Below are 18,898 nucleotides of genomic sequence, written 5' to 3' on the forward strand. Positions count from 1 at the left end.
TTGGCTCCTTTCATGCTACTTTGTCAGGGAAAGCGCCCCGGGCGCACCGGCGAGCGAACGTGTCGGCGAAGAGGTCGCGATCATGATGACCAGCGTCAGCACGTAAGGGGCGGCATAGAAGAGATAATAGCCCTCGCTCACCCCAACCGATTGCAGCGCCGGTCCGAGCGCGCCGGCGCCGCCGAAGAGCAGGGCGGCAAGGAAGCAGCCGATAGGATTCCATCGGGCGAAGATGACGAGGGCCACGGCCATCAGACCCTGACCGGAGGAGACCCCCTCGTTCCAGGAGCCGGGATAATAGAGCGAGAGATAGGCGCCGCCGATCGCCGCCAGCGAGCCGCCGACGGCGGTGGCGAGCAGTCGCACGCGATCCGGATCGATGCCCATGGCCCGTGCTGCATCCGTACTGTCGCCGACGACGCGCAGGACGAGACCGACGCGGGTATTCTTGAACGCCCACCAGAGAACGAAGGCGAGGGCGGCCCCGAGGAGGAACAGCACGTTGATATTCAGCGCCGCCTGGATTTGCGGCAAACTGGACCAGGAGCCGAGCGGAATTGCCGGCAGATGCGGCGCTGCCGGCTGGATGAAGGGCTTGCCGAGGAAGAAGGCGAGCCCCAGGCCGAACTGCATCATGGCGATGCCGATCGCGATATCGTTGACCTTCGGCCATTTGCAGATCCAGCCGTGGACAAGGCCGAAGACCGCGCCTGTCGCCATGGCCGCGAGCACGCCGAGCCAGGGGGAGTTGGACATGACGGCGACGGCATAGGCCGTCATCGCGCCGAAGACGAGCGTGCCTTCGAGGCCGAGATTGATGCGGCCGGAGCGCTCGGTGATCGTCTCGCCCAGGCTGACGAAAATGAAAGGGGTGGACACACGGATGGCGCCTGCGAGGATGGCGAGGGGCACGCCCCAGAAGCCGATGCCTGTCTCTTCCATCACAGGCTCCTTTTCCAGAGGTCGGGATTGAAGACCTTGAAGCGGCCGTAGAAGGTCTCGCAGAACAGGATGACGAGGAAGAGCATGCCTTGCAGCACCAGCACGGTGGCATCAGGCAGCCCCATGCGGCGCTGGATCAGGCCTCCCGAAGCGTCGATGCCGCCGAGCAGGATGGCGACGGGGACGATCGCCAGCGGATTGTGTCTGGCCAGGAAGGCGACGAGGATGCCGGTATAGCCGTAGCCGGCGGCAAGGGAGGCGTTGGCGCTGCCTTGGACGGCGGCGACCTCGATCATGCCGGCAAGCCCGGCGAAGCTGCCAGCGATCGCCGTGAAGCCGGCAATCAGCCTGCCCACGGGCAAGCCTTGAATCTGGGCCGCGCGCACATTGCCGCCGGCAATACGGGCGGCAAAGCCGTAGCTCGTCACTTCGATCAGGATCCAGGAGAGAATGCAGGCGACAATGCCGATGACAAGGCCCCAATGCACGTCCATGCCGGGGAGGTTGCCGAGCATGTACTCTGCCGGCAGCGGTTTGCTCGACGGCTTATTGAGGCTTGCAGGATCGCGCAGCGGCCCTTCGACGAACTGGTTCATCAAGGCGATGGCGATATAGGAGAGCAGCAGCGACGAGATGGTCTCGTTGACGCCGCGGTAGTGGCGCAGAAAACCGGCAAGGCCGATCCAGATGCCGCCGACCATCATGGCAGCAATTCCCATGAGAACGAGCGTCAGCAAGACCGGCGCCGAACTCGCGAGGGGCATCGCCATGGCCGCGGCGGCAACGCCGCCCAGCACGACCGCGCCTTCCCCGCCGATGATGACGAGACCGAGGCGGGCGGGCAGGGCGACGCAGAGTGCCGTCAGGAGAAGGGGTGCGGCACGGCTTAAGCTGTTCTGCACCGAAAACCAGCTGCCGAAGCCGCCGGTATACATGAGCTGGAAAAGCACTGCCGGCGATTTGCCAATCGCCAGGATGAACAGGGAGAAGAGCGCGAGACCGATCAGGATGGCGGCAAAGCCGATGACAAGAGGTTCGGCTTTTCGCGCGATCCATTCGAGGATGGGGCGCAGCGAAGCCGGGTTTTCGGCGATGGATATTGCGGGATCATTGGCCTGGACGGTCATGGCGCTTCCCCCTCGCGGTTTACGCCGTGGATCCGACGACACCCTCGAGCAGATAGTTCATGCTTTCGAGCTCGATCGCGTCTTCGGCGTAGCTCTTGTCGGCGGTCACGACCGTGCCGCCCTTGTTGTCTTTGAGCGGTCCCTTGAAGACCGAGAAGCCGCCTTTCATCATCTCGGCATGGGTAGCCTCGAAGGCCTTGCGCCCGGCTTCGGAAACGCCGGGGCCGAGTGCACTCATCTTGACGAAGCCGTCCTTCAGGCCGCCGCGCACGAAGTTGCCGAGCTTTTCGCCGGCCTGCGCCTTTTTGACGAAGTCGCTGTAGACGTTGCCCCAGGCCCATTCGGCGCCGGTCAGGTACTTCTCGGGCGCGAGCGGGCTCTGGTTGGCATGATAGCCGCAGACGAAGGCGCCACGGCCGGCCGCCGTCTCGACAACGACCTTCGGGCTGTCGACATGGCAGGTGATGACATCGGCGCCTTGGTCGACCAATGCGTTGGTGGCTTCGGCTTCCTTGACGGCGAGCGACCATTCGCCGGTGAAGATCACCTGGCAGGTAATGGTCGGATCGACGGTGCGTGCGCCGAGCAGGAAGGCATTGATGTTCTGCAGCACCTGCGGGATCGGCTTGGCGGCGACGAAGCCGATCTTCTTGCTTTTCGTCGCATGACCGGCCGCGATGCCGTTCAGATACTGGCCCTGGAAGATGTAACCGAAGTAAGAGCCGGTATTGGCCGGGTGCTTGCCCTCCTGCCAGAGGCCGCCGCAATGGCGGAACTGGGTATCGGAATATTTGGCGGCCATCGCCAGCATATGCGGATCGAAATAGCCGAAGGAGGTCGGGAAAAGTAGAGCCGCGCCATCGAGGTTGATCATCGATTCCATCGTCTTCTGGACGTCGACCGTCTCCGGCACGTTCTCTTCCTCGACGAGGGTGACGCCGGGCAGCGCCTTGACGGCGGCCGCACCCTCGGCATGGGCCTGGTTGTAGCCATAGTCGTCCTTCGGACCGACATAGATGAAGCCGACGGTAAGGGCGCTCTGGGCAAGGGCGCGCGAGGAAAGCAGGCCGGGCGCGACGCCGGCAAGGGCAGCGGCAGCAGAGGCCTGAAGAAAATTGCGGCGGTTCATGGAAAGGAGTTTGGTCATTGGAATGCTCCCCTTATGGCGTTCTGCCGGTTCATTGGATACGGGAAAGTGTATGCAATGGATGTGCCAGACATTAAGCGATTGATTTTACGATGGTAATTTCGAAGCTGTTTGGCGAATGTCGCAAGTGTATGCAAATTTAACGGACTCACGGTATAAAATTTATGCAAAGCCTATAATGTTGGCGAAAATTCCACATTATATAGAAAGTGGACTTGTTTTCGGTCGCGGATTAATTTCATTTTGCAAATGAAAACAGTGTATTGCTTCCATATTTGACTTTGTGTCGTGGGCAATGCATGTGTATGCAGCATGACCAACGACCAGAGTGACCCATCGAAGCAGATCCGGCGCCGGGAGATCATCCGGGCAGGAACGACCGTCGAGCAAATGGTGCGGGCAATCGCCGACATGATCGTGACCGGGCAGATGCTGCCGGGTGACAAGCTCGACGAAATTTCGCTGGCAGCCCGGTTCGATGTGTCGCGCACCCCTGTGCGCGAGGCGCTCCGGGAACTCGGAGCGATGGGGCTTGTCGAGCGCGAGCCGAACCGCAGCGCCGTCGTCACCAATGTGACGGAAACCTATCTGCATTCGATGTTCGAGGCGATGGCGGAGCTCGAGGGCATTTGCGCTCGGCTTTCCGCCGAGCGGATGACGATCGAGGAGCGGCGCCTGTTGGAAATCGAGCACCGCGCCTCCGCCCGGCTCGTGCGTCAGGGCGCCGACGAAGAGTATTCTGCCTATAACACTGAATTTCATAGCCGGCTCTATCGCGGCGCGCACAATGAGCACATCTATGAGCTGGTAACGCAGAGCAGGGCCCGGCTTGCGCCTTTTCGCCGCGCGCAGTTCCGGCTGTCCGGCCGGCTGGCGAAATCCTATGACGAGCACGACGTGATCGTGACGGCGATCATGCGCGCCGACGGCGCGGCCGCCGCGCGCGCGGCCTATGCCCATGTGGAAATCGTCAGCGACGCCAGCGCCGTCTTTGCGGCCGCTGCCGAGCGGAAAGAGCGAGGCGCTTGACGTCGGAGAGGGTTTGGCTGAGGAGTTGAAGGAAATCGCGCTATGGAAATGCCGATGAAGAAGATTTTCAATCCGCCGTCCGTCCGCCGTCCGTTTGGAAATTACAATCATGGGCTGCTGGTGCCGCCGGGCGCGTCGCTGCTCGTCGTTTCAGGCCAGCTCGGCATCGGTCTCGACGAGAAGGTGCCGGAAGATATCGGCAAGCAGGCGGAGCTCTGTTTCGAAGCGATCAAGGCCATTCTTGCCGATGCGGAGATGAGTTTTGCGGATGTCATCCGCATTTCGGCATTCGTGACGAAGCGCGAGGATTTTCCGGCCTATATGGCGGTGCGCGATCGCTACACGCTCGATCCGAAGCCGGTTTCTACGTTGATCATCGTCGGCGGGTTCACTCGGCCGGATTTCCTCGTCGAAGTCGAGGTCACCGCCGCCAAAGTACTGTGACGTCTGCTGGGGGCGACCCGTTTCAGAACCGTTCCATCGATGTCTGCACCTTTTCCAGAAACCGCGCCCGCGTTTCAGGCGTGCAATTGTTCATGTCGTAATGAGCAAGGAAGGTAACCGGCCGCAGCGGATTGATCTGCGCCCTCAGCACGCGCTTGACGATCCTCTTCGGCGGGTTGCCGGCCACGAAGGCGCGGAATGGGGTTGCTCCGTAGGTCAGCACGGCGGCGAGCTTGGTGATATGGCGCAACCGCGATTCCACCTTGCCGTCGACAAGTTCGAAAGAGACGCCCGGAAGCCAGACGCGATCGAAATAGCCTTTGAGGATTGCCGGGAAGCCAAAGTTCCAGACGGGTGTCACCAGTACCAGTCCTTCAGCCTGCTTCAGCCGATCGACATAGGGCTTCACCAGTGCGGAATTGCCGGGATAGTCGTGATAGGCGAGCCGGTCGTTGCGTGACAGCACGGGATCGAATTTCTCGGCATAGAGATCGCAGCCATCCACCTCGTGACCGGCTTTGCGAAGGCTTTCCAGCGTCTGTTTGTAAAGCGCCTTGCCGTAGCTTTCCTCGACCGGATGCGAGTGAAGGACGAGAACTCTCATGAGGCCTCCATGACGCTCGCAAGCCCTGGGAAGAGATAGTTCTTGCCGGCATCAAAATCGAAATCGGGGTTCTCCCAGGCGATCATCTTGCCGGGATTGAGGAGCCCCCTCGGGTCGGTCTCGTGCTTGAAGGCGAGCTGCACCTTGTCGGTGCGTTTCATGCCGCCTTCCTCGAGCGTGTAGCGGTGCGGGTTGAAGATCGGGCAGCCGTGATCCTGGTGAATCCTGATGATCTCCTCGAGGCGTTCCTCCGAGGTGTAACGCACCAGCGGCAGGCCGGAGCACTGGATCTGCCCGTCGAACCTGATGAATTCGAGATGGCCCGGCACTTCGTCACCAAAGATCTCGACCATCTTGGCGACCTTGGCCACGTGATCCGGCCCCGGATACTGAACCTGCAGATAGGTGAAGTTGGGATCGACCTTCAGGGCGCGCAACGTCGTGTGGTTCCAGGCAAGCTCATAGGCATGCGGAATGCCCTTCATGCTTTCGACCGTGTCGGAGCGGAAGACGACCTCGCCCTTATGCGCGGCGGCGAAGGCCAGGAAAGCATCCATTGAATGCGGCGCGATCATCAGCACCACGACCGACTGTCCCTTGCGGATATAGGGTTTGTGGCGCGTGAAATAATCATGCGGTATGGGTGCGGCGATCGGCGCGATCTCCTTGACGAGGATGCCGTTGCATTTGGCGAGCGCATCCGAGAAGCGCACGGCCGCCATGAAGTCGTCGTAACCGACAAGCACGTCGACCCAGTCATAGGCGGGCGCCAGCGGCATTTCGATTTCAGTGATGATGCCGTTGGTGCCATAGGCATGGCTGACCTTCTGCAGGTCCCAGCCGGTGAGGTCGAGCACCCGAGGTTCGGCTTCCATCGTGACGACGCGCAGACGCAGGATATTGCCGAGATCGCGCAGGCCTCCCCAGGTGATCGAGCCGACGCCGCCGGAGCCGCCGGCGATGAAGCCGCCGACGGTCGCCATCTGCGCGGTCGAAGGGTGGAAGCGTAGCTCCTGCCCGGAATGGGCCTTGGTCTGCTTGTCGAGCTGAGCGATGATGATGCCCGGCTCGCAGATCACCCGGCCGGGATGGATTTCCTTGATCTTGTTCATGGCCGCAAGGTTCAGCACGATGCCGCCGGAGAGCGGCATCGCCTGGCCGTAATTGCCGGTGCCGCCGCCGCGGGGAGTGACCGGCACCCCATGGGCGAAAGCAACCTTCAGCGTGCGGATGACCTCTTCCTCATTCTTTGGCGTGACCACGAGATCGGCCGTCACATTGTCGAGCTGCGCCTTCAGGATCGGCGAATACCAGTAGAAGTCCCGGCTCTTCTGGCGCACCAGCGCCGGATTGTCCTCGACGGCGATGCCTTCGAGTTCCTTCTTGATCGTCTGATAATCCGGCATGTCAGGCTCCAACGACGCTGTCGAGTTCACGATAGTCCGGCAGGCTGCGGTCGATCACCTTGCCGCGGCGAAGGACGACGCGGTCTGACTGCGGACGGGAAAGAAATTCGCTCCAGCGCCTGGCGCTGAAGAGCACGAGATCGGCCGGGGCTCCGACGGCGATGCGGCCCATATCGGAGCGGCCGAGAATATCGGCGGGCGAAGTGGTGACGATGCGCGCGGCCGTATCCAATGGGTGATCGAGATGCAGGATGCGCACCGCCTCGCGGAATACCTCCACCGGGTCCAGATCGCCGTAGGCGTAGAAGGGGTCGCGAGTATTGTCGGAGGCGACCGCCGTTGCCACACCGGCCGCGGCCAGTTCCTTGAAGAGAGTAATGCCGCGCCAGCGCGGTGTCCGGCCGGGGTAGCGGTCCTGCAGATACATGTTGCACATCGGCAGCGAGACGATGGAAATGCCGGCCTTTGCAACGAGCTCGACCGTGCGCTTTGCGGCCTCCTCGTCCTGGCGGGCGAGCGAGCAGCAATGGCCGGCCGTTACCTGGCCTTCGAACCGGTTGCGCAGCACGGCCTCGGCAATCGCCTTCAAGGTCTCGGCAGCGGGATCGTCGGTCTCGTCGACGTGGAGGTCGACATCGAGGCCGTTGTCGGCGGCAGCCCTGAAAAGCACGTCGAGCTGGCTGTCGAGATCGGCGGTCATCCGGGTGACGCCGCCGATCAGTCCGCCTTTTTCGCGTACGACAGCAACCAGGTCGGCGAAAAAGGCCGCATCCGCCATATTTTCCATCGGGAAGAGCGCTACAGCCTGCAGCGCGATCCGGTCCTTCCATGCCTCGCGCATCTCGGCAAAAACCTCGAAGGAAATGCGGTGCTGCGGCGCCAGCGAGTCGAGATGCGTGCGGATCAGGCTGGTGCCGTGCGCATAGGCCGAGCGCAGCGAAAATTCCATGCGTTTCCAGACATCCGCCGCTGACCAGTTCGCTTCGCGGTCCGTGCGCACGGCCTCCAGCGCGCCCATGAAAGTGCCGTCCGCATTGGCGTTGCGCGGCCAGATATGCCCCTTGTCGAGGTGCGTGTGCATGTCGGCGAAACACGGCCAGACCATGCCCTCCTTCAGGTCGGATCTCGCGAATTCCGCCGGCGTTCCGCCCGCCGGCAGCAGTGCGGAGATGACGCCATTGGTGATGACGATATCGGCCTTGATCAGACCTTCGACGGCAGGCGTGTCAAATCCGACGGTGGCGGCGGCGGGAAGCGTCGCGTTGCACAGTGCGAAGCGGCCGGCATTGGGCGGAGAGATGAAGGGATAGGTCATCAGTTTTCCCGTTTCAGGCTGCTCTCGTGCCAGCGGTGCAGGGCAAGCCAGGAAATGAACGAGGTGAGGGCAAAGATCGCGACGCCGAGAAGCGAAAGCATCAGCAGCGCGGCGAAGAGGCGGGGGATGTTGAGCCGGTACTGAGCTTCGAGAAGCCGGAAGGCGAGCCCGGAACCCGCACCCGCCGATCCTGCCGCAAATTCCGCGACGACGGCGGCAATCAGCGCCAGGCCGCCGCCGATCCTAAGGCCTGTCATGAAATAGGGCTGGGCGGCGGGCAGCTTGAGATAGAGCAGTGTCTGCCAGCGGGAGGCGCCGTAGAGTTCGAAGAGATTGATGAGATTGTGGTCGACGCTTTTCAGCCCCTGGACCATGTTCGACAGGATCGGAAAGAAGGCGACGAGGAAGGCGCAGATCAAAAGCGCCACCTGCGTCGAGGGCGCATAGATCAGGATCAGCTGCGAGATCGCGACGATCGGCGTCACCTGCAGAATGACCGCGAGCGGATAGAAGGCGAGTTCGATCCAGCGCGATTGCACGAGGAAGATCGCAAAGCCGACGCCGCCGACAAGTGCCAGCATCAGCGACAGGAAGGTGATTTTGGTGGTGACCCAGAAGGCGGGCGCAAGCGTGGCCCAGTCGGTCACGAAGGCGTTCGCCACAGCCGCTGGCCCCGGCAGGATATAAGGCGGCACGTCTGACAGTTTCACATAGGCGTACCAGATCAGAAGGAGGAGAGCGATGACGAGCAATGGAACGGCGATCCGCAAGGCGAGATCGCGGCGCCTGGCGCTCGCGGCATCCGGATGGGGCGATGCGCCGGTCTCGTCGCTCATCAATGATCTCCAGCCGAATTGATTGCGCCGATGAGCGAATGGGAGACCGTCTCGCAGGCCTTCCTGTATTCTTCGGAACTGCGGTAATAGGCATCGCGCTCCAGGCTGGTCGTTAGCGGGACGTCTGCGTGCACCCGGCCGGGCCTTGCCTTCATCACGACGATGCGGTTCGAGAGATAGGCCGACTCGAAGACGGAATGGGTGACGAAGATGACGGTGATGCCGGTCGTCTTCCAGAGCCGCAGCACGTCGTCGTTGAGCTTCTGACGGGTGATTTCGTCGAGTGCGGCGAAGGGCTCGTCCATCAGCAGAAGTTTCGGTTTCGTCACCAGCGCGCGGGCGATCGAGACCCGCATCCTCATGCCGCCGGAAAGTTCGCGCGGATAGGCCTTGGCGAAATCCTGCAGACCGACCGTGGTCAGTACATCCATGATCCGCTTGGAGGCTGCCGCTTTCGAAACACGCCTCAGCCTCAGCGGCAGGTGGACATTGTCGAATACGTTCTTCCAGGGCATCAGCGTTGGCTCCTGGAAGACGAAGCCGATATCGCCCTCCGGCAGGCCTTTCGAATTGATGCGCGAACTCGGCCAGTCGATCGCCCCCGATGTCACGTCGCCGAGGCCGGCGATGATGCGCAGCGCCGTCGACTTGCCGCAGCCGGAAGGGCCGAGGAGGCTGACGAATTCGCCGCTTTCGACGGTGAGCGACATGTCCGAAAGTGCGACGGTTCCGCTGGAAAAGACCTTCGAAACCGAGCGCATGACGACCAATGGCCGCTTGCGCTTGTCTTGTGGGGATACGGCCTGGGCTTCTGCTAGCGGCATTGCCTGTCTCGTTCATGCGGGGGAGATGCAATCCGCCGCAGCGGCGGATCATCGGGGTTGCGGCCAGCTTACTTCTTCATCGCCATGCCGGTGCTCTTGCAGACGAATTTCGTCGTAAACGCCTTGGTGTAATCCGTCTCCGGCTTGAAGACCTTGATCGCGACCATCTCTTCGAAGAACGCCTTGTAATGGGCATCGGTGATGCAGCCGATGCCCTTGTCCAGGCTGTCGCCGGACTCGATGATGCCGTATTCCTTCATCTTGGCGATCGAATAGGCGATCTGACCATCCGTCATTTCAGGATTATCCTTCTTGATCAGTTCGTTCGCCTTGCGGTTGTCGCCGTAGAGATAGTTGTACCAGCCCTCGATGGAGGCATCGACGAAGCGCTGAACCACATCCGGCTTACTGTCGATCATCGTTTGCGTCGTGGTGATCATCGTCGAATAGGGAGAGTAGCCGTTGTCGGCGAGCAGGAAGACCTTAGGTTCGAAGCCGGCCTGCTTCTCAATCTCATAGGGCTCCGAGGTGAGGTAGCCTTGCTGCGCGGACTCCTTGTCCGCGAGGAACGGAGCCGGGCTGAAATTGTAGGGCTTGTATTGCTCGTCCTTGAAGCCTTTGAAATTCGCCTTCATCCATTCGAAATAGGTGAGGTAGCCGTCCTTGCCGAGAAACAGCGTCTTCAGCTTCGCGAGGTCTTCGAATTTCTCGATGCCGGCGTCCGGGTGGGCGATCAGCACCTGCGGATCCTTCTGGAAGATCGCCGCGACATCGACGAGCGGAATGCCCTGTTCGACGGCCGAGATTTCGCCCTGCGGGCCGCCCATGTAGAAGTCGATCTTGCCGGAGATCAAAAGCGCGCTGTTTGCCGCGTTCGGGCCGCCCTGCACGATGGTCACGTCGAGGCCGTGTTTCGCATAGGTGCCATCGGCGACCGCCTGGTAAAACCCACCGTGTTCGGCCTGGGCTAGCCAGTTCGTGCCGTAACTCACCTTGTCGGCCGCATGGGCGGAGGCCATGGCGGCAAGCGCGCCGCCAAGACCGGCAAGTGCGGAAAGGCCCCAGTTCTTCAGTGCATCGGCCATGATCTGCGTTCCCCTTCTGAGCGCGGAACGCCCATCGCGACGTTCCATTTTCCTCATAGGAGCGGTTGCGTTGCTCTTTGAAAAGCATCAAATTTCGTGCGCAATGATGCCTTTTCGGCATCTCAGCGAAAGCCTGTGCCTAATTTGTGCGTCTGCTTTATTTTTACGCAACGAGGTTGGGATGCTACATTCCAGAAAGCTCATCTACATCAACGAGATCGCCCGCACGGGCTCGATCCGCAAGGCGGCGGCGCGGCTGAACGTGGCGTCGTCGGCGATCAACCGGCAAATTCTTGCGCTGGAGGAGGAGATGGGCGCGCCGCTCTTTGAGCGTTTGCCGCGCGGTTTGCGGCTGACGGCCGCCGGCGAACTCTGCATCGAACATATTCGCGAGGTGCTGAAGAATTACGAGCGGCTGGAGGGGCGCATCCGCAGCCTGAAGATGCAGCAGGCCGGCAAGGTCCGCATCGTTACCACGGTTGGCCTGGCTGCCGGTCCGCTGCCTGACATCATTGCCCGGTTCCAGTCGGAGCATCCGCGTGTCTTCATGCAATTGCGCAACGACGCCGGTACGATGACGGTCAACCCGGTGATCTCAGGCGAGGTGGATATCGGCCTCGGCTTCAATATTCCGGCAACGCCGGGCATCCGGACGCTTGGCAATTTCGACATTCCGATCGGCGTGGTTTTGCCACCCGGTCACCACCTGATCGGGTCGGGCCCGATCAACCTGGCGGACATCGTCCAGGAGCGACTGGTGCTGGCCCAGCAAGGCACCAGCCTGCGCGATGTGATCAATCTGGCGCTCGCGCGCCTCGACGTGCATGTCGAGCCGGTGCTCGAAACCAATGCCTCGGAGATGCTGAAGAAGCTGGTCAAGTCGGGGGCTGGGCTGACGATTCTCAATCCGCTCGACGTCATCACCGAATGCCGCCAGGGCGAGTTGGTCTTCCGGCCGATCGCGGAGCCGCATGCCCGCCACCAGCCGATGAAGCTTTTTGCCCGCGCCCGCGCGCCGCTCGATTCCGCGACCAGCCTGTTCGTCGAATATCTCCTGGCCGAACTGGCCGGCCTGGTGGAGGAATTGCAGGCCAAAGGCCACATCGCGGCGGAAAAGCCCGCAGCAATCTGAGCCGTGCGCGATAGAGACCCTATCTCGAATGGAGATTGGAAAGCGGGTAGCGCTTCAGGTCATGGAGCAGTTCGATGAACCCTTGGACCTGGTGGCGGCAAATTGCTTCGCCCTTTTCGGCTGTGCCGAGCGACGCGTCGCCGACAACGCCATTGGGATTGAGATCGTGGGCGATCCAGGCGAGCGAATGTGGCGGCAGCGGCTGGATGTATTTGGATTGCCCGCGCATCCACTCCGCCTTCGAGGTGAAGTTCTCCGCCTTGTCCATTCGCACCAGGTCAGGCCGGAAATGGAGCATGAGCGAAGTTTCCACCTCGCCGCCGTGGATGCCGTATTTCAGCTCGTGTTCGCTGATCATCCCCTCCGGGTGTCCAAAGCGGCCCCATTGCGTGGAGACGACGGCCATCTGGTAACGCACGCGTAGTTCGCGCGCGACGATGCTCATGATATCGACGTTGCCGCCATGCGAATTGACGATCACTAGCTTGCGGATGCCGGCTTCGGCCACCTTGGCGCCGATCGCCGTCCAGACCGGAATTAAGAGTTCCGCACCGAGCGACAGCGTTCCTGGTCCATAGACATGCTCATTCGCCTTGCCGATCTCCTGCGTCGGCAGAACAAGAAAGTCGAGGTCGGCAGGCTTCTGCTTTCGAAGCTCCGCGAGCATGCCGTTGGCAATCGCAACATCGGTCGCGATCGGCAGGTGCGGACCGTGCTGTTCCGTAGAGGCGATCGCAAGGATGGCAATGGTCGTGTCGGGCGAAAGGCCGGCGAAATCACCGGTATTGAGTTCGTTCCAGTAGAATGGCATCGCCATCGCCGCACCTCTCGTTGCTTTCAAGCAGTGAGTAGGGAAAATTATTGCGCGCGAAAAGCATCAATTTGCGCCCGGACCGATGCCTTTTTGAGACTTGCCCGCTGAGATCGCGCAGGTCCTGGCAATGAGACCTCTTAGAAGGAGCTGCGCTGCCTTGGACAGAAATCTTCGCATCCTCTCTCCCTTTACGCCACCGGACTGGTTGAGCGAACATAGTTGCGCCAGCCGCCGAATTCGGTGATCTCCCGGCCCCCCGTGACCGCATGTGCCTCGCACAAGAATCCCGTGATGCAACTCGCGTCGTCGAGCGTGATCTTGCCGACGCCAAGCGGCGCCGGAATGTTCTGGACAAAAAGGGCAAATGCGGCCGGTGGCAGCGCCCAGACCTCGATCTCCACGCCATCGCCGACAAAGCCCGGATCGCGCACCAGCCCGGGCTTTGGCGGGACCGTGCCGTCGAGGGCAAAGAGGCGGTAGCTGCCGTCCGTTCGCCCCGTTCTCAATCTGTATCCGCCGGTTCGCGTCAGTTCGTGGTTCAGCGGCATGTCCGTCAAATGTGCGCCGACGACGACGATCGGGACGAAGTCGTCGGCCGGGGTTTGAACGCGGCTTGCCTCCGGCAGCGCGATGTTGCGGTCCTTGCCCATTCCGGTCTCCGCCGCACGGTGCATGGCGTCGGCGAAGGGCGCCAGCGCATCGTCGGTGAAAGCGGGTCCTACCAGCATCACGCCTGCGGGCAGGTGTCCGTCTGCATCAAAGCCGGCGGGAATGGCGATTGCCGCGCAATCGAGCAGATTGGCAAAATTGGTGTAGCGGCCGAAATGGCTGTTCTTGACGATCGGGTCCGCCTGCATTTCTTCGACGCTGTAGGTGGTGGGGGATGTCGGCAGCATCAGGAAATCCACCTTCACCCATTCGGCCCTTGTTTTCTGCCGCAACGCTTCCAGCCTGTAGCGGCCCTCGAAGGCGTCGACTGCATCGTAGGCCTTTGCTCCTTCGATGATGGCCCGCACCGTCGGGTCGAAGTCGCCTTCATTCGTTGCCAGGAATTCCTTGACCGCCGCCAGTCGTTCGGCGACCCAGGGGCCGTTGTAGAGCAATTCGGCCGCCTGTCGGAAAGGCGCGTAGTCGAAGGGCAGGATCACCGCACCTAGCGACCGCGCCCTTTCGATTGCTGCGTCATAGAGCGCCTCCACGCGCCTGTTGCCGTAGAACTCCCGTTCCGCACCGTCGAGGACGCCGATGCGCGGGCGTGTCGACGGCAGGCTTGCGGGCACGGCTTGCCGTGAAAACGGATCGCGGGCGTCGTAGCCTTCCATGATCCGGCGGATGGCAATGCCGTCGCCGACCGTCGCGGCGAAGACGGTGACGACGTCGACGCTGCGGCAGGCAGGCACCACGCCGACATTGGGCACCAGCCCCGGTGTCGGCTTGATGCCGACGAGATTGTTGAAAGCAGCCGGCACGCGGCCCGAACCGGCCGTGTCGGTTCCGAGCGAGAAGCTTGCCAGACCGGCTGCGACGGCGACGGCCGAACCCGAGCTGGAGCCGCCGGAGACATAGTTGCGGTCAAACACCGAACGCGGCGCGCCATGCGGCGAGCGCGTGCCGTTCAGCCCCGTTGCGAACTGGTCGAGATTGGTCTTGCCGATCACGATGGCGCCGGCGGCCCGCAAGCGCGCGACCGTTGTCGCATCCGCCTGCGGCTGATAGGCGAAAGCCGGGCAGGCGGCCGTCGTCGGCAGGCCGGCTACATCGATATTGTCCTTGACGGCGAAGGGAATGCCCCAGAGCGGCAGGCTGTTCGGTTCCGGCGCACGGGCCACCAGCTCGCGGGCGGCGGCGCGTAATTCCTCCTCTGGCGTCATCGTGATGAAGACGGCCGGATCGTCGGACGCGCTGCATCTCGCGATGATCTCTTCCACCAGATCAAGCGGGGAAAGGCCCCTCGTATAGGCGGACCGCAGCGAGGCAAGATCAAGAATGGTGGGGAGCATCAGATTTCCTCCAGAACGACCAGCACATCGCCGGCTTTGACATTGCGCCCAGGGCCGGCACGCAGATCGCGGACGCGGCCGCCGGCATGCGCGGTTACGTTGATTTCCATTTTCATGGATTCGATGATGGCCAATGTGTCGCCGGCGGCCACCGGCTGCCCCTCTTCGACGAGGATCTTCCAGACGTTGCCCGGCACGGCGCTTTCGACACCGAAGCAACCCTGCGGTATCTCGCCGGCAAGGCTGGCGCCGGCGCTTTCATCGACGGTGAAGCTGTCGAGGCCGAGTTCCTTCCAGCGTTGCCGCTCCGTTTCGAAGGCGGCCTCCTGCTTCGATTTGAAGGCGCCGATGGCGGCTGCCTCACGGGCAAGCCCGGTCTCATAGGCGGCATAGGAGAACTCGCTTTCCTCTATCCTGACCGGATATCCTCCATGCGGAAAGGCGGCGCGGGCTGCGCTCAGCTCTTCGTGGCTGACGGGGAAGAAGCGGATCTGATCGAAGAAGTCGAGCAGCCAGGGCTTGTCCTTGGCAAACACCGGCGTCGGCCTCCATGTATTCCAGACCTGGATGGTACGGCCGAATAGCTGGTAACCGCCTGGGCCCTCCATGCCATAGATGCACATATAGGCCCCGCCGATGCCGACGGCATTTTCCGGCGTCCAGGTGCGGGCCGGATTGTATTTTGTCGTCACCAACCGATGACGCGGATCGATCGGTGTCGCAACCGGTGCGCCGAGATAGACGTCGCCGAGGCCAAGCACGAGATAGCTGGCATCGAAAACGATGTCGCGCACGGCCTGTTCGTCGGGCAGGCCGTTGATGCGGCGGATGAACTCGATGTTGTCAGGGCACCAGGGCGCGTTCGGCCGCACGAGATCCTGATATTTGCGCATGGCGAGCTCGGCATCCGGATCATTCCAGGAAAGCGGCAGATGGACGATACGGCTCGGCACCTTGACGTCTTGCGCGGCCGGCAGGCCCGCCTCGATCTCTGCCAGAAGACCGAGCAGGCGCTTGCGGGTGAGTGCCGTACCGTCATAGTGGATCTGCAGCGAGCGGATGCCGGGCGTGAGATCGATGATCCCGGGCAGTTGTGCCTGCGCTACGGCTTGCATCAGCAGGTGCACCCTCAGTCGCAGGGCGATGTCGAGCGTCATCGGTCCATATTCGACGAGCAGATTGTCGTCGCCTTGGCGGCGATAGACGACGGAGACCGGGCCGTCGTCGCACTTGCCGATGATCGGCGAGCCCGCTTCCTCCTTTGCTCGATGCACGACGGGGCCGGCGATCGGATCTTCGGGCCGCGCGGCGGGATGAAAGCGGATACGGTCGCCGGGCTTGAACTGACCCATCTTCCATTGCTCGTCGCGGGCAATCACCGCTGGGCAGACGAAGCCGCCGAGGCTCGGTCCGTCAGGCCCGAGAATGATCGGCATGTCGCCCGTGAAGTCGATCGCACCGATGGCGTAGGCATTGTCATGCAGGTTTGAGGGATGAAGGCCAGCCTCGCCGCCATCGCTGCGCGCCCACTTCGGCGCGGGGCCGATGAGGCGTACCCCGGTGCGGGCGCTGTTGAAATGCACCTCGTAGCTCGTCGAAAACAGCGTTTCGATATCGCCGTCCTGAAAGAAATCGGGGGACCCATGCGGACCGTAGACGACGCCGACATCCCATTCGCGCGTCAGTTCCGCAGGCTCCGTCGCCGGCATCGGCGGCACGACCGCGGCCTTGCGGGCAAGATGCAGAACGTGGCCAGTCTTCAGCGTGCCTGTGGCGTTGCCGCCGAACTGGCCGAGGCCGAAGGTGGCGCGGGAGCCGAGCACGAGCGGGGCGGCAATACCGCCTGCGACGGCAAGATAGGCCCTCTGTCCCGGCCCGTCGATGCTGCCGATTGAGAGGATCTGACCGGCGCGGATCGTCACGGCCACGTCATGCGGCAGTGTCTCGCCGTCGATGCTCATCGCCATTCTCGCGCCGGCAAGCGCGACCACCGTTTCGCTGTGAAATTTCAGCACCGGGCCGGACACCGTCAGCTCCAGTGCTGCGACAGTGTCACCGTTGCCGACGAGGCGGTTGGCGTGGCGGAAGGAGCGCTCGTCCATCGGTCCGCTCGGCGGCACGCCGACATGCCAGAGGCCAAGCCGGCCCGGCAGTTCCTGGATGCTTGACTGGGCGCCGGGCGCAAGCACCTCGATAACGTCAGGCACGAAGAAAAAATCGCGGAGAGCCGTCGTCGCCACCTTGCCGCTGGCGAGCAGATCCGAATGGGCGATTGCGCTGAGATAATCAAGATTGGTCTCGATGCCGGATATCGATGTTTCGGCAAGCGCCTTCTGCAGCTTTTCGATCGCCGCCGGGCGATCTTCGGCGGAGACGATCAGCTTGGCGAGCATCGGGTCGTAGAAGGGGGTCACCTCCGTGCCGGTTTCGATCCAGCCGTCGATGCGCGCGTCCTGGGGAAAGACGACCTCCGTCAGCAGCCCAGCGCTCGGGCGGAAGTCGGCATGCGGCATCTCGGCATAGACGCGCACTTCGATCGCTGCACCTTTCGGCCCTAGTGTTTTGGCGCCGGAGAGCACGTCTTCGCCCGCGGCCTGGCGGATCATCCACTCGACGAGGTCGATGCCGAACACGGCTTCCGTGACGGGATGCTCGACCTGAAGACGCGTGTTGACCTCAAGGAAATAGAATTCCTCGCGCAGCGGATCGTAGATGAATTCGATCGTGCCTGCCGATTCATAGGAAACCGAAGCGCCGAGATCGACGGCTGCCTTGTGCAGGCGGCCACGGGTTGCAGCTGAAAGACCGGGGGCAGGGGTCTCCTCGACCACTTTCTGGTTTCGCCGCTGCAGCGAGCAGTCCCGCTCGCCGAGCGCGATGACGTTGCCTCTGCCGTCGCCGAAGATCTGCACCTCGACATGGCGGGCCTCCGCCACGAAGCGTTCTATGTAGACGCGTGCGTCGCCGAAGCTTGCGCGCGCCGTGCGCTGCACGCTCTCGAACGAAGCCCTCAGGCTTTCCGGATCGGCGCAGAGCTGCATGCCGATGCCGCCGCCGCCGGCCGTACTTTTCAGCATCACCGGGTAGCCGATCGCTTCCGCTGCGGAAAGCGCTTCCTCGGCGCTCGACAACAGGCCCGTACCGGGCAGAAGCGGTACGCCGCTCGCCTTGGCGAGTTCGCGGGCCGTATGTTTCAAGCCGAAGGCCGATAGATGCTCCGGCCGAGGGCCGATGAAGGCGATGCCTTCGGCGGCAAGCAGCTCGGCAAAACCGGTATTTTCGGAGAGAAAACCATAGCCGGGATGGACGGCTTCCGCTCCCGTCGACCTGCACGCGGCGATGACGGCATCGACATTCAGGTAACTTTCGCCGGCCGGCGGCGGGCCGAGACGGACGGCTTCGTCGGCCATCATCACCGCTTTGGCGAAACGGTCGGCATCGGAATAGACGGCGACCGAGGCAATGCCCATGCGCTGCAGCGTCTTGATGACCCGCACGGCGATTTCGCCGCGGTTCGCGATCAGGATTTTCTTGAACATGATCAGGCCTCGCCATCCCAGATCAGCACCCGGATCGGTGTCGGATCGAAGCCGTTGCACGGGTTGTTGACCTGCGGGCAATTGGAGATGACGCAGAGCACATCCATCTCGGCGACGAGTTCGACATAGTCGCCGGGCGCGGAAATACCGTCGACGATCGTCATCTCGCCGGTCGGCTGGATCGGCACGTTCATGAAGAAGTTGATGTTCGGCACGATATCGCGCTTACCCATGCCGTGTTTCGAAACTTCGAGCAGGAAGTTGTCGCGGCAGGCATGCAGGTATTTCGTGCCGTGGCCGAAGCGCACCGTATTGCTCTCGCAGGAGCAGGCGCCGGCCGAGGTATCGTGGCGGCCGCAGCTGTCGGCCGTCATGGTCAGCATGACATTGCCTTCGCTCGACATGATCTTCGTGCCGATGCCGACATAGGCGGCATTATGCATGCGCATCGTGTCCTGGTTGGAATAACGCTCGGAGAAATCATCGGCACGATAGAAGAGCGTGTCGATCGCCTGTTGACCGTAGCTGTCTTCGATGCGGATGATCTGGCCCTTGCGGACGATCCCGGACCACGGCGCTTCGGCTGCGATGAAGTGATCCTGAGCTGCATTTCCCACGGTGCGGGCAGGGGAGGTCTGGATGAAATCGGACATC

General features: G+C 62.3%; 16 protein-coding genes. 3 read left to right on the forward strand and 13 right to left on the reverse strand.

Features of this window, described 5'->3' with window-relative positions:
• Window positions 1–15: 15 nt before the first annotated feature.
• From EFR00_RS14330 to EFR00_RS14340, 3 genes are read right to left on the reverse strand one after another with little or no spacing between them, the layout of a single operon-like run.
• Complete coding sequence (locus tag EFR00_RS14330; RefSeq protein WP_077990481.1) at window positions 16–942, reverse strand: ABC transporter permease; 927 nt, start codon at window positions 940–942, stop codon at window positions 16–18.
• Window positions 942–2,069 carry an ABC transporter permease gene (locus EFR00_RS14335; RefSeq protein WP_077990477.1) on the reverse strand — a complete coding sequence of 376 codons (1,128 nt, stop codon included), beginning with the start codon at window positions 2,067–2,069 and terminating at the stop codon, window positions 942–944. The genes EFR00_RS14330 and EFR00_RS14335 overlap by 1 nt, the downstream gene beginning before the upstream one ends.
• A gap of 19 nt (window positions 2,070–2,088) precedes the next feature.
• Window positions 2,089–3,216 carry a BMP family ABC transporter substrate-binding protein gene (locus EFR00_RS14340; protein WP_077990474.1) on the reverse strand — a complete coding sequence of 376 codons (1,128 nt, stop codon included), beginning with the start codon at window positions 3,214–3,216 and terminating at the stop codon, window positions 2,089–2,091.
• Window positions 3,217–3,528: 312 nt separating this feature from the next.
• Between EFR00_RS14340 and EFR00_RS14345 the strand changes: the two genes are divergently transcribed.
• Entirely contained in the window at window positions 3,529–4,245 is a 717-nt protein-coding gene (locus EFR00_RS14345; RefSeq protein ID WP_009993585.1) for a GntR family transcriptional regulator, read from the forward strand.
• A gap of 54 nt (window positions 4,246–4,299) precedes the next feature.
• Window positions 4,300–4,689 (forward strand): RidA family protein, encoded by a 390-nt coding sequence (locus tag EFR00_RS14350; RefSeq protein ID WP_077990843.1) that lies wholly within the window; start codon window positions 4,300–4,302, stop codon window positions 4,687–4,689.
• Window positions 4,690–4,711: 22 nt separating this feature from the next.
• Here EFR00_RS14350 and EFR00_RS14355 read toward each other — a convergent pair whose 3' ends face one another.
• The 6 genes from EFR00_RS14355 to EFR00_RS14380 form a co-directional block, all read right to left on the reverse strand.
• A complete protein-coding gene (locus EFR00_RS14355) occupies window positions 4,712–5,293 on the reverse strand; it encodes an NAD(P)H-dependent oxidoreductase (RefSeq protein ID WP_064686067.1) in 582 nt (193 codons plus the stop codon).
• Entirely contained in the window at window positions 5,290–6,699 is a 1,410-nt protein-coding gene (locus EFR00_RS14360) for an FAD-binding oxidoreductase (protein WP_077990473.1), read from the reverse strand. Before EFR00_RS14360 ends, EFR00_RS14355 begins: the two co-directional genes overlap by 4 nt.
• Window position 6,700: 1 nt before the next feature.
• The gene (locus tag EFR00_RS14365; protein WP_077990471.1) at window positions 6,701–8,014 is read right to left on the reverse strand and encodes a cytosine deaminase; all 1,314 of its coding nucleotides are present in this window, start codon (window positions 8,012–8,014) and stop codon (window positions 6,701–6,703) included.
• Window positions 8,014–8,850, reverse strand: a complete 837-nt coding sequence (locus tag EFR00_RS14370) for an ABC transporter permease (protein ID WP_077990469.1) — start codon at window positions 8,848–8,850, stop codon at window positions 8,014–8,016. The genes EFR00_RS14365 and EFR00_RS14370 overlap by 1 nt, the downstream gene beginning before the upstream one ends.
• The gene (locus EFR00_RS14375) at window positions 8,850–9,674 is read right to left on the reverse strand and encodes an ABC transporter ATP-binding protein (RefSeq protein ID WP_077990466.1); all 825 of its coding nucleotides are present in this window, start codon (window positions 9,672–9,674) and stop codon (window positions 8,850–8,852) included. Before EFR00_RS14375 ends, EFR00_RS14370 begins: the two co-directional genes overlap by 1 nt.
• A 68-nt stretch (window positions 9,675–9,742) precedes the next feature.
• Window positions 9,743–10,759 (reverse strand): ABC transporter substrate-binding protein, encoded by a 1,017-nt coding sequence (locus EFR00_RS14380; protein WP_077990464.1) that lies wholly within the window; start codon window positions 10,757–10,759, stop codon window positions 9,743–9,745.
• A gap of 181 nt (window positions 10,760–10,940) precedes the next feature.
• Between EFR00_RS14380 and EFR00_RS14385 the strand changes: the two genes are divergently transcribed.
• Complete coding sequence (locus tag EFR00_RS14385; protein WP_039621959.1) at window positions 10,941–11,891, forward strand: LysR family transcriptional regulator; 951 nt, start codon at window positions 10,941–10,943, stop codon at window positions 11,889–11,891.
• Between the two features lie 19 nt (window positions 11,892–11,910).
• Here EFR00_RS14385 and EFR00_RS14390 read toward each other — a convergent pair whose 3' ends face one another.
• From EFR00_RS14390 to EFR00_RS14405, 4 genes are all read right to left on the reverse strand, one after another.
• Window positions 11,911–12,708: a creatininase family protein gene (locus EFR00_RS14390; RefSeq protein ID WP_077990452.1), complete on the reverse strand. Its 798-nt coding sequence runs from the start codon at window positions 12,706–12,708 to the stop codon at window positions 11,911–11,913.
• A gap of 185 nt (window positions 12,709–12,893) precedes the next feature.
• On the reverse strand, window positions 12,894–14,705 hold the full coding sequence (gene atzF / locus EFR00_RS14395; RefSeq protein ID WP_077990450.1) for an allophanate hydrolase: 1,812 nt from the start codon (window positions 14,703–14,705) through the stop codon (window positions 12,894–12,896).
• On the reverse strand, window positions 14,705–18,244 hold the full coding sequence (gene uca, locus EFR00_RS14400; RefSeq protein ID WP_077990447.1) for an urea carboxylase: 3,540 nt from the start codon (window positions 18,242–18,244) through the stop codon (window positions 14,705–14,707). Before uca ends, atzF begins: the two co-directional genes overlap by 1 nt.
• Before the next feature lie 2 nt (window positions 18,245–18,246).
• Window positions 18,247–18,897 (reverse strand): urea amidolyase associated protein UAAP2, encoded by a 651-nt coding sequence (locus tag EFR00_RS14405; RefSeq protein WP_077990444.1) that lies wholly within the window; start codon window positions 18,895–18,897, stop codon window positions 18,247–18,249.
• Between the last annotated feature and the right edge of the window lies 1 nt (window position 18,898).

The organism is Rhizobium sophoriradicis (genome assembly GCF_003939025.1).
GTDB lineage: Bacteria > Pseudomonadota > Alphaproteobacteria > Rhizobiales > Rhizobiaceae > Rhizobium > Rhizobium sophoriradicis.

Bases quoted from the DNA above. Each gene is read 5' to 3' on its own strand.
- EFR00_RS14330 (WP_077990481.1), bottom strand. From the start codon at position 942: ATGGAAGAGACAGGCATCGGCTTCTGGGGCGTGCCCCTCGCCATCCTC.
- EFR00_RS14335 (WP_077990477.1), bottom strand. From the start codon at position 2,069: ATGACCGTCCAGGCCAATGATCCCGCAATATCCATCGCCGAAAACCCG.
- EFR00_RS14340 (WP_077990474.1), bottom strand. From the start codon at position 3,216: ATGACCAAACTCCTTTCCATGAACCGCCGCAATTTTCTTCAGGCCTCT.
- EFR00_RS14345 (WP_009993585.1), top strand. From the start codon at position 3,529: ATGACCAACGACCAGAGTGACCCATCGAAGCAGATCCGGCGCCGGGAG.
- EFR00_RS14350 (WP_077990843.1), top strand. From the start codon at position 4,300: ATGAAGAAGATTTTCAATCCGCCGTCCGTCCGCCGTCCGTTTGGAAAT.
- EFR00_RS14355 (WP_064686067.1), bottom strand. From the start codon at position 5,293: ATGAGAGTTCTCGTCCTTCACTCGCATCCGGTCGAGGAAAGCTACGGC.
- EFR00_RS14360 (WP_077990473.1), bottom strand. From the start codon at position 6,699: ATGCCGGATTATCAGACGATCAAGAAGGAACTCGAAGGCATCGCCGTC.
- EFR00_RS14365 (WP_077990471.1), bottom strand. From the start codon at position 8,014: ATGACCTATCCCTTCATCTCTCCGCCCAATGCCGGCCGCTTCGCACTG.
- EFR00_RS14370 (WP_077990469.1), bottom strand. From the start codon at position 8,850: ATGAGCGACGAGACCGGCGCATCGCCCCATCCGGATGCCGCGAGCGCC.
- EFR00_RS14375 (WP_077990466.1), bottom strand. From the start codon at position 9,674: ATGCCGCTAGCAGAAGCCCAGGCCGTATCCCCACAAGACAAGCGCAAG.
- EFR00_RS14380 (WP_077990464.1), bottom strand. From the start codon at position 10,759: ATGGCCGATGCACTGAAGAACTGGGGCCTTTCCGCACTTGCCGGTCTT.
- EFR00_RS14385 (WP_039621959.1), top strand. From the start codon at position 10,941: ATGCTACATTCCAGAAAGCTCATCTACATCAACGAGATCGCCCGCACG.
- EFR00_RS14390 (WP_077990452.1), bottom strand. From the start codon at position 12,708: ATGGCGATGCCATTCTACTGGAACGAACTCAATACCGGTGATTTCGCC.
- atzF (WP_077990450.1), bottom strand. From the start codon at position 14,705: ATGCTCCCCACCATTCTTGATCTTGCCTCGCTGCGGTCCGCCTATACG.
- uca (WP_077990447.1), bottom strand. From the start codon at position 18,244: ATGTTCAAGAAAATCCTGATCGCGAACCGCGGCGAAATCGCCGTGCGG.
- EFR00_RS14405 (WP_077990444.1), bottom strand. From the start codon at position 18,897: ATGTCCGATTTCATCCAGACCTCCCCTGCCCGCACCGTGGGAAATGCA.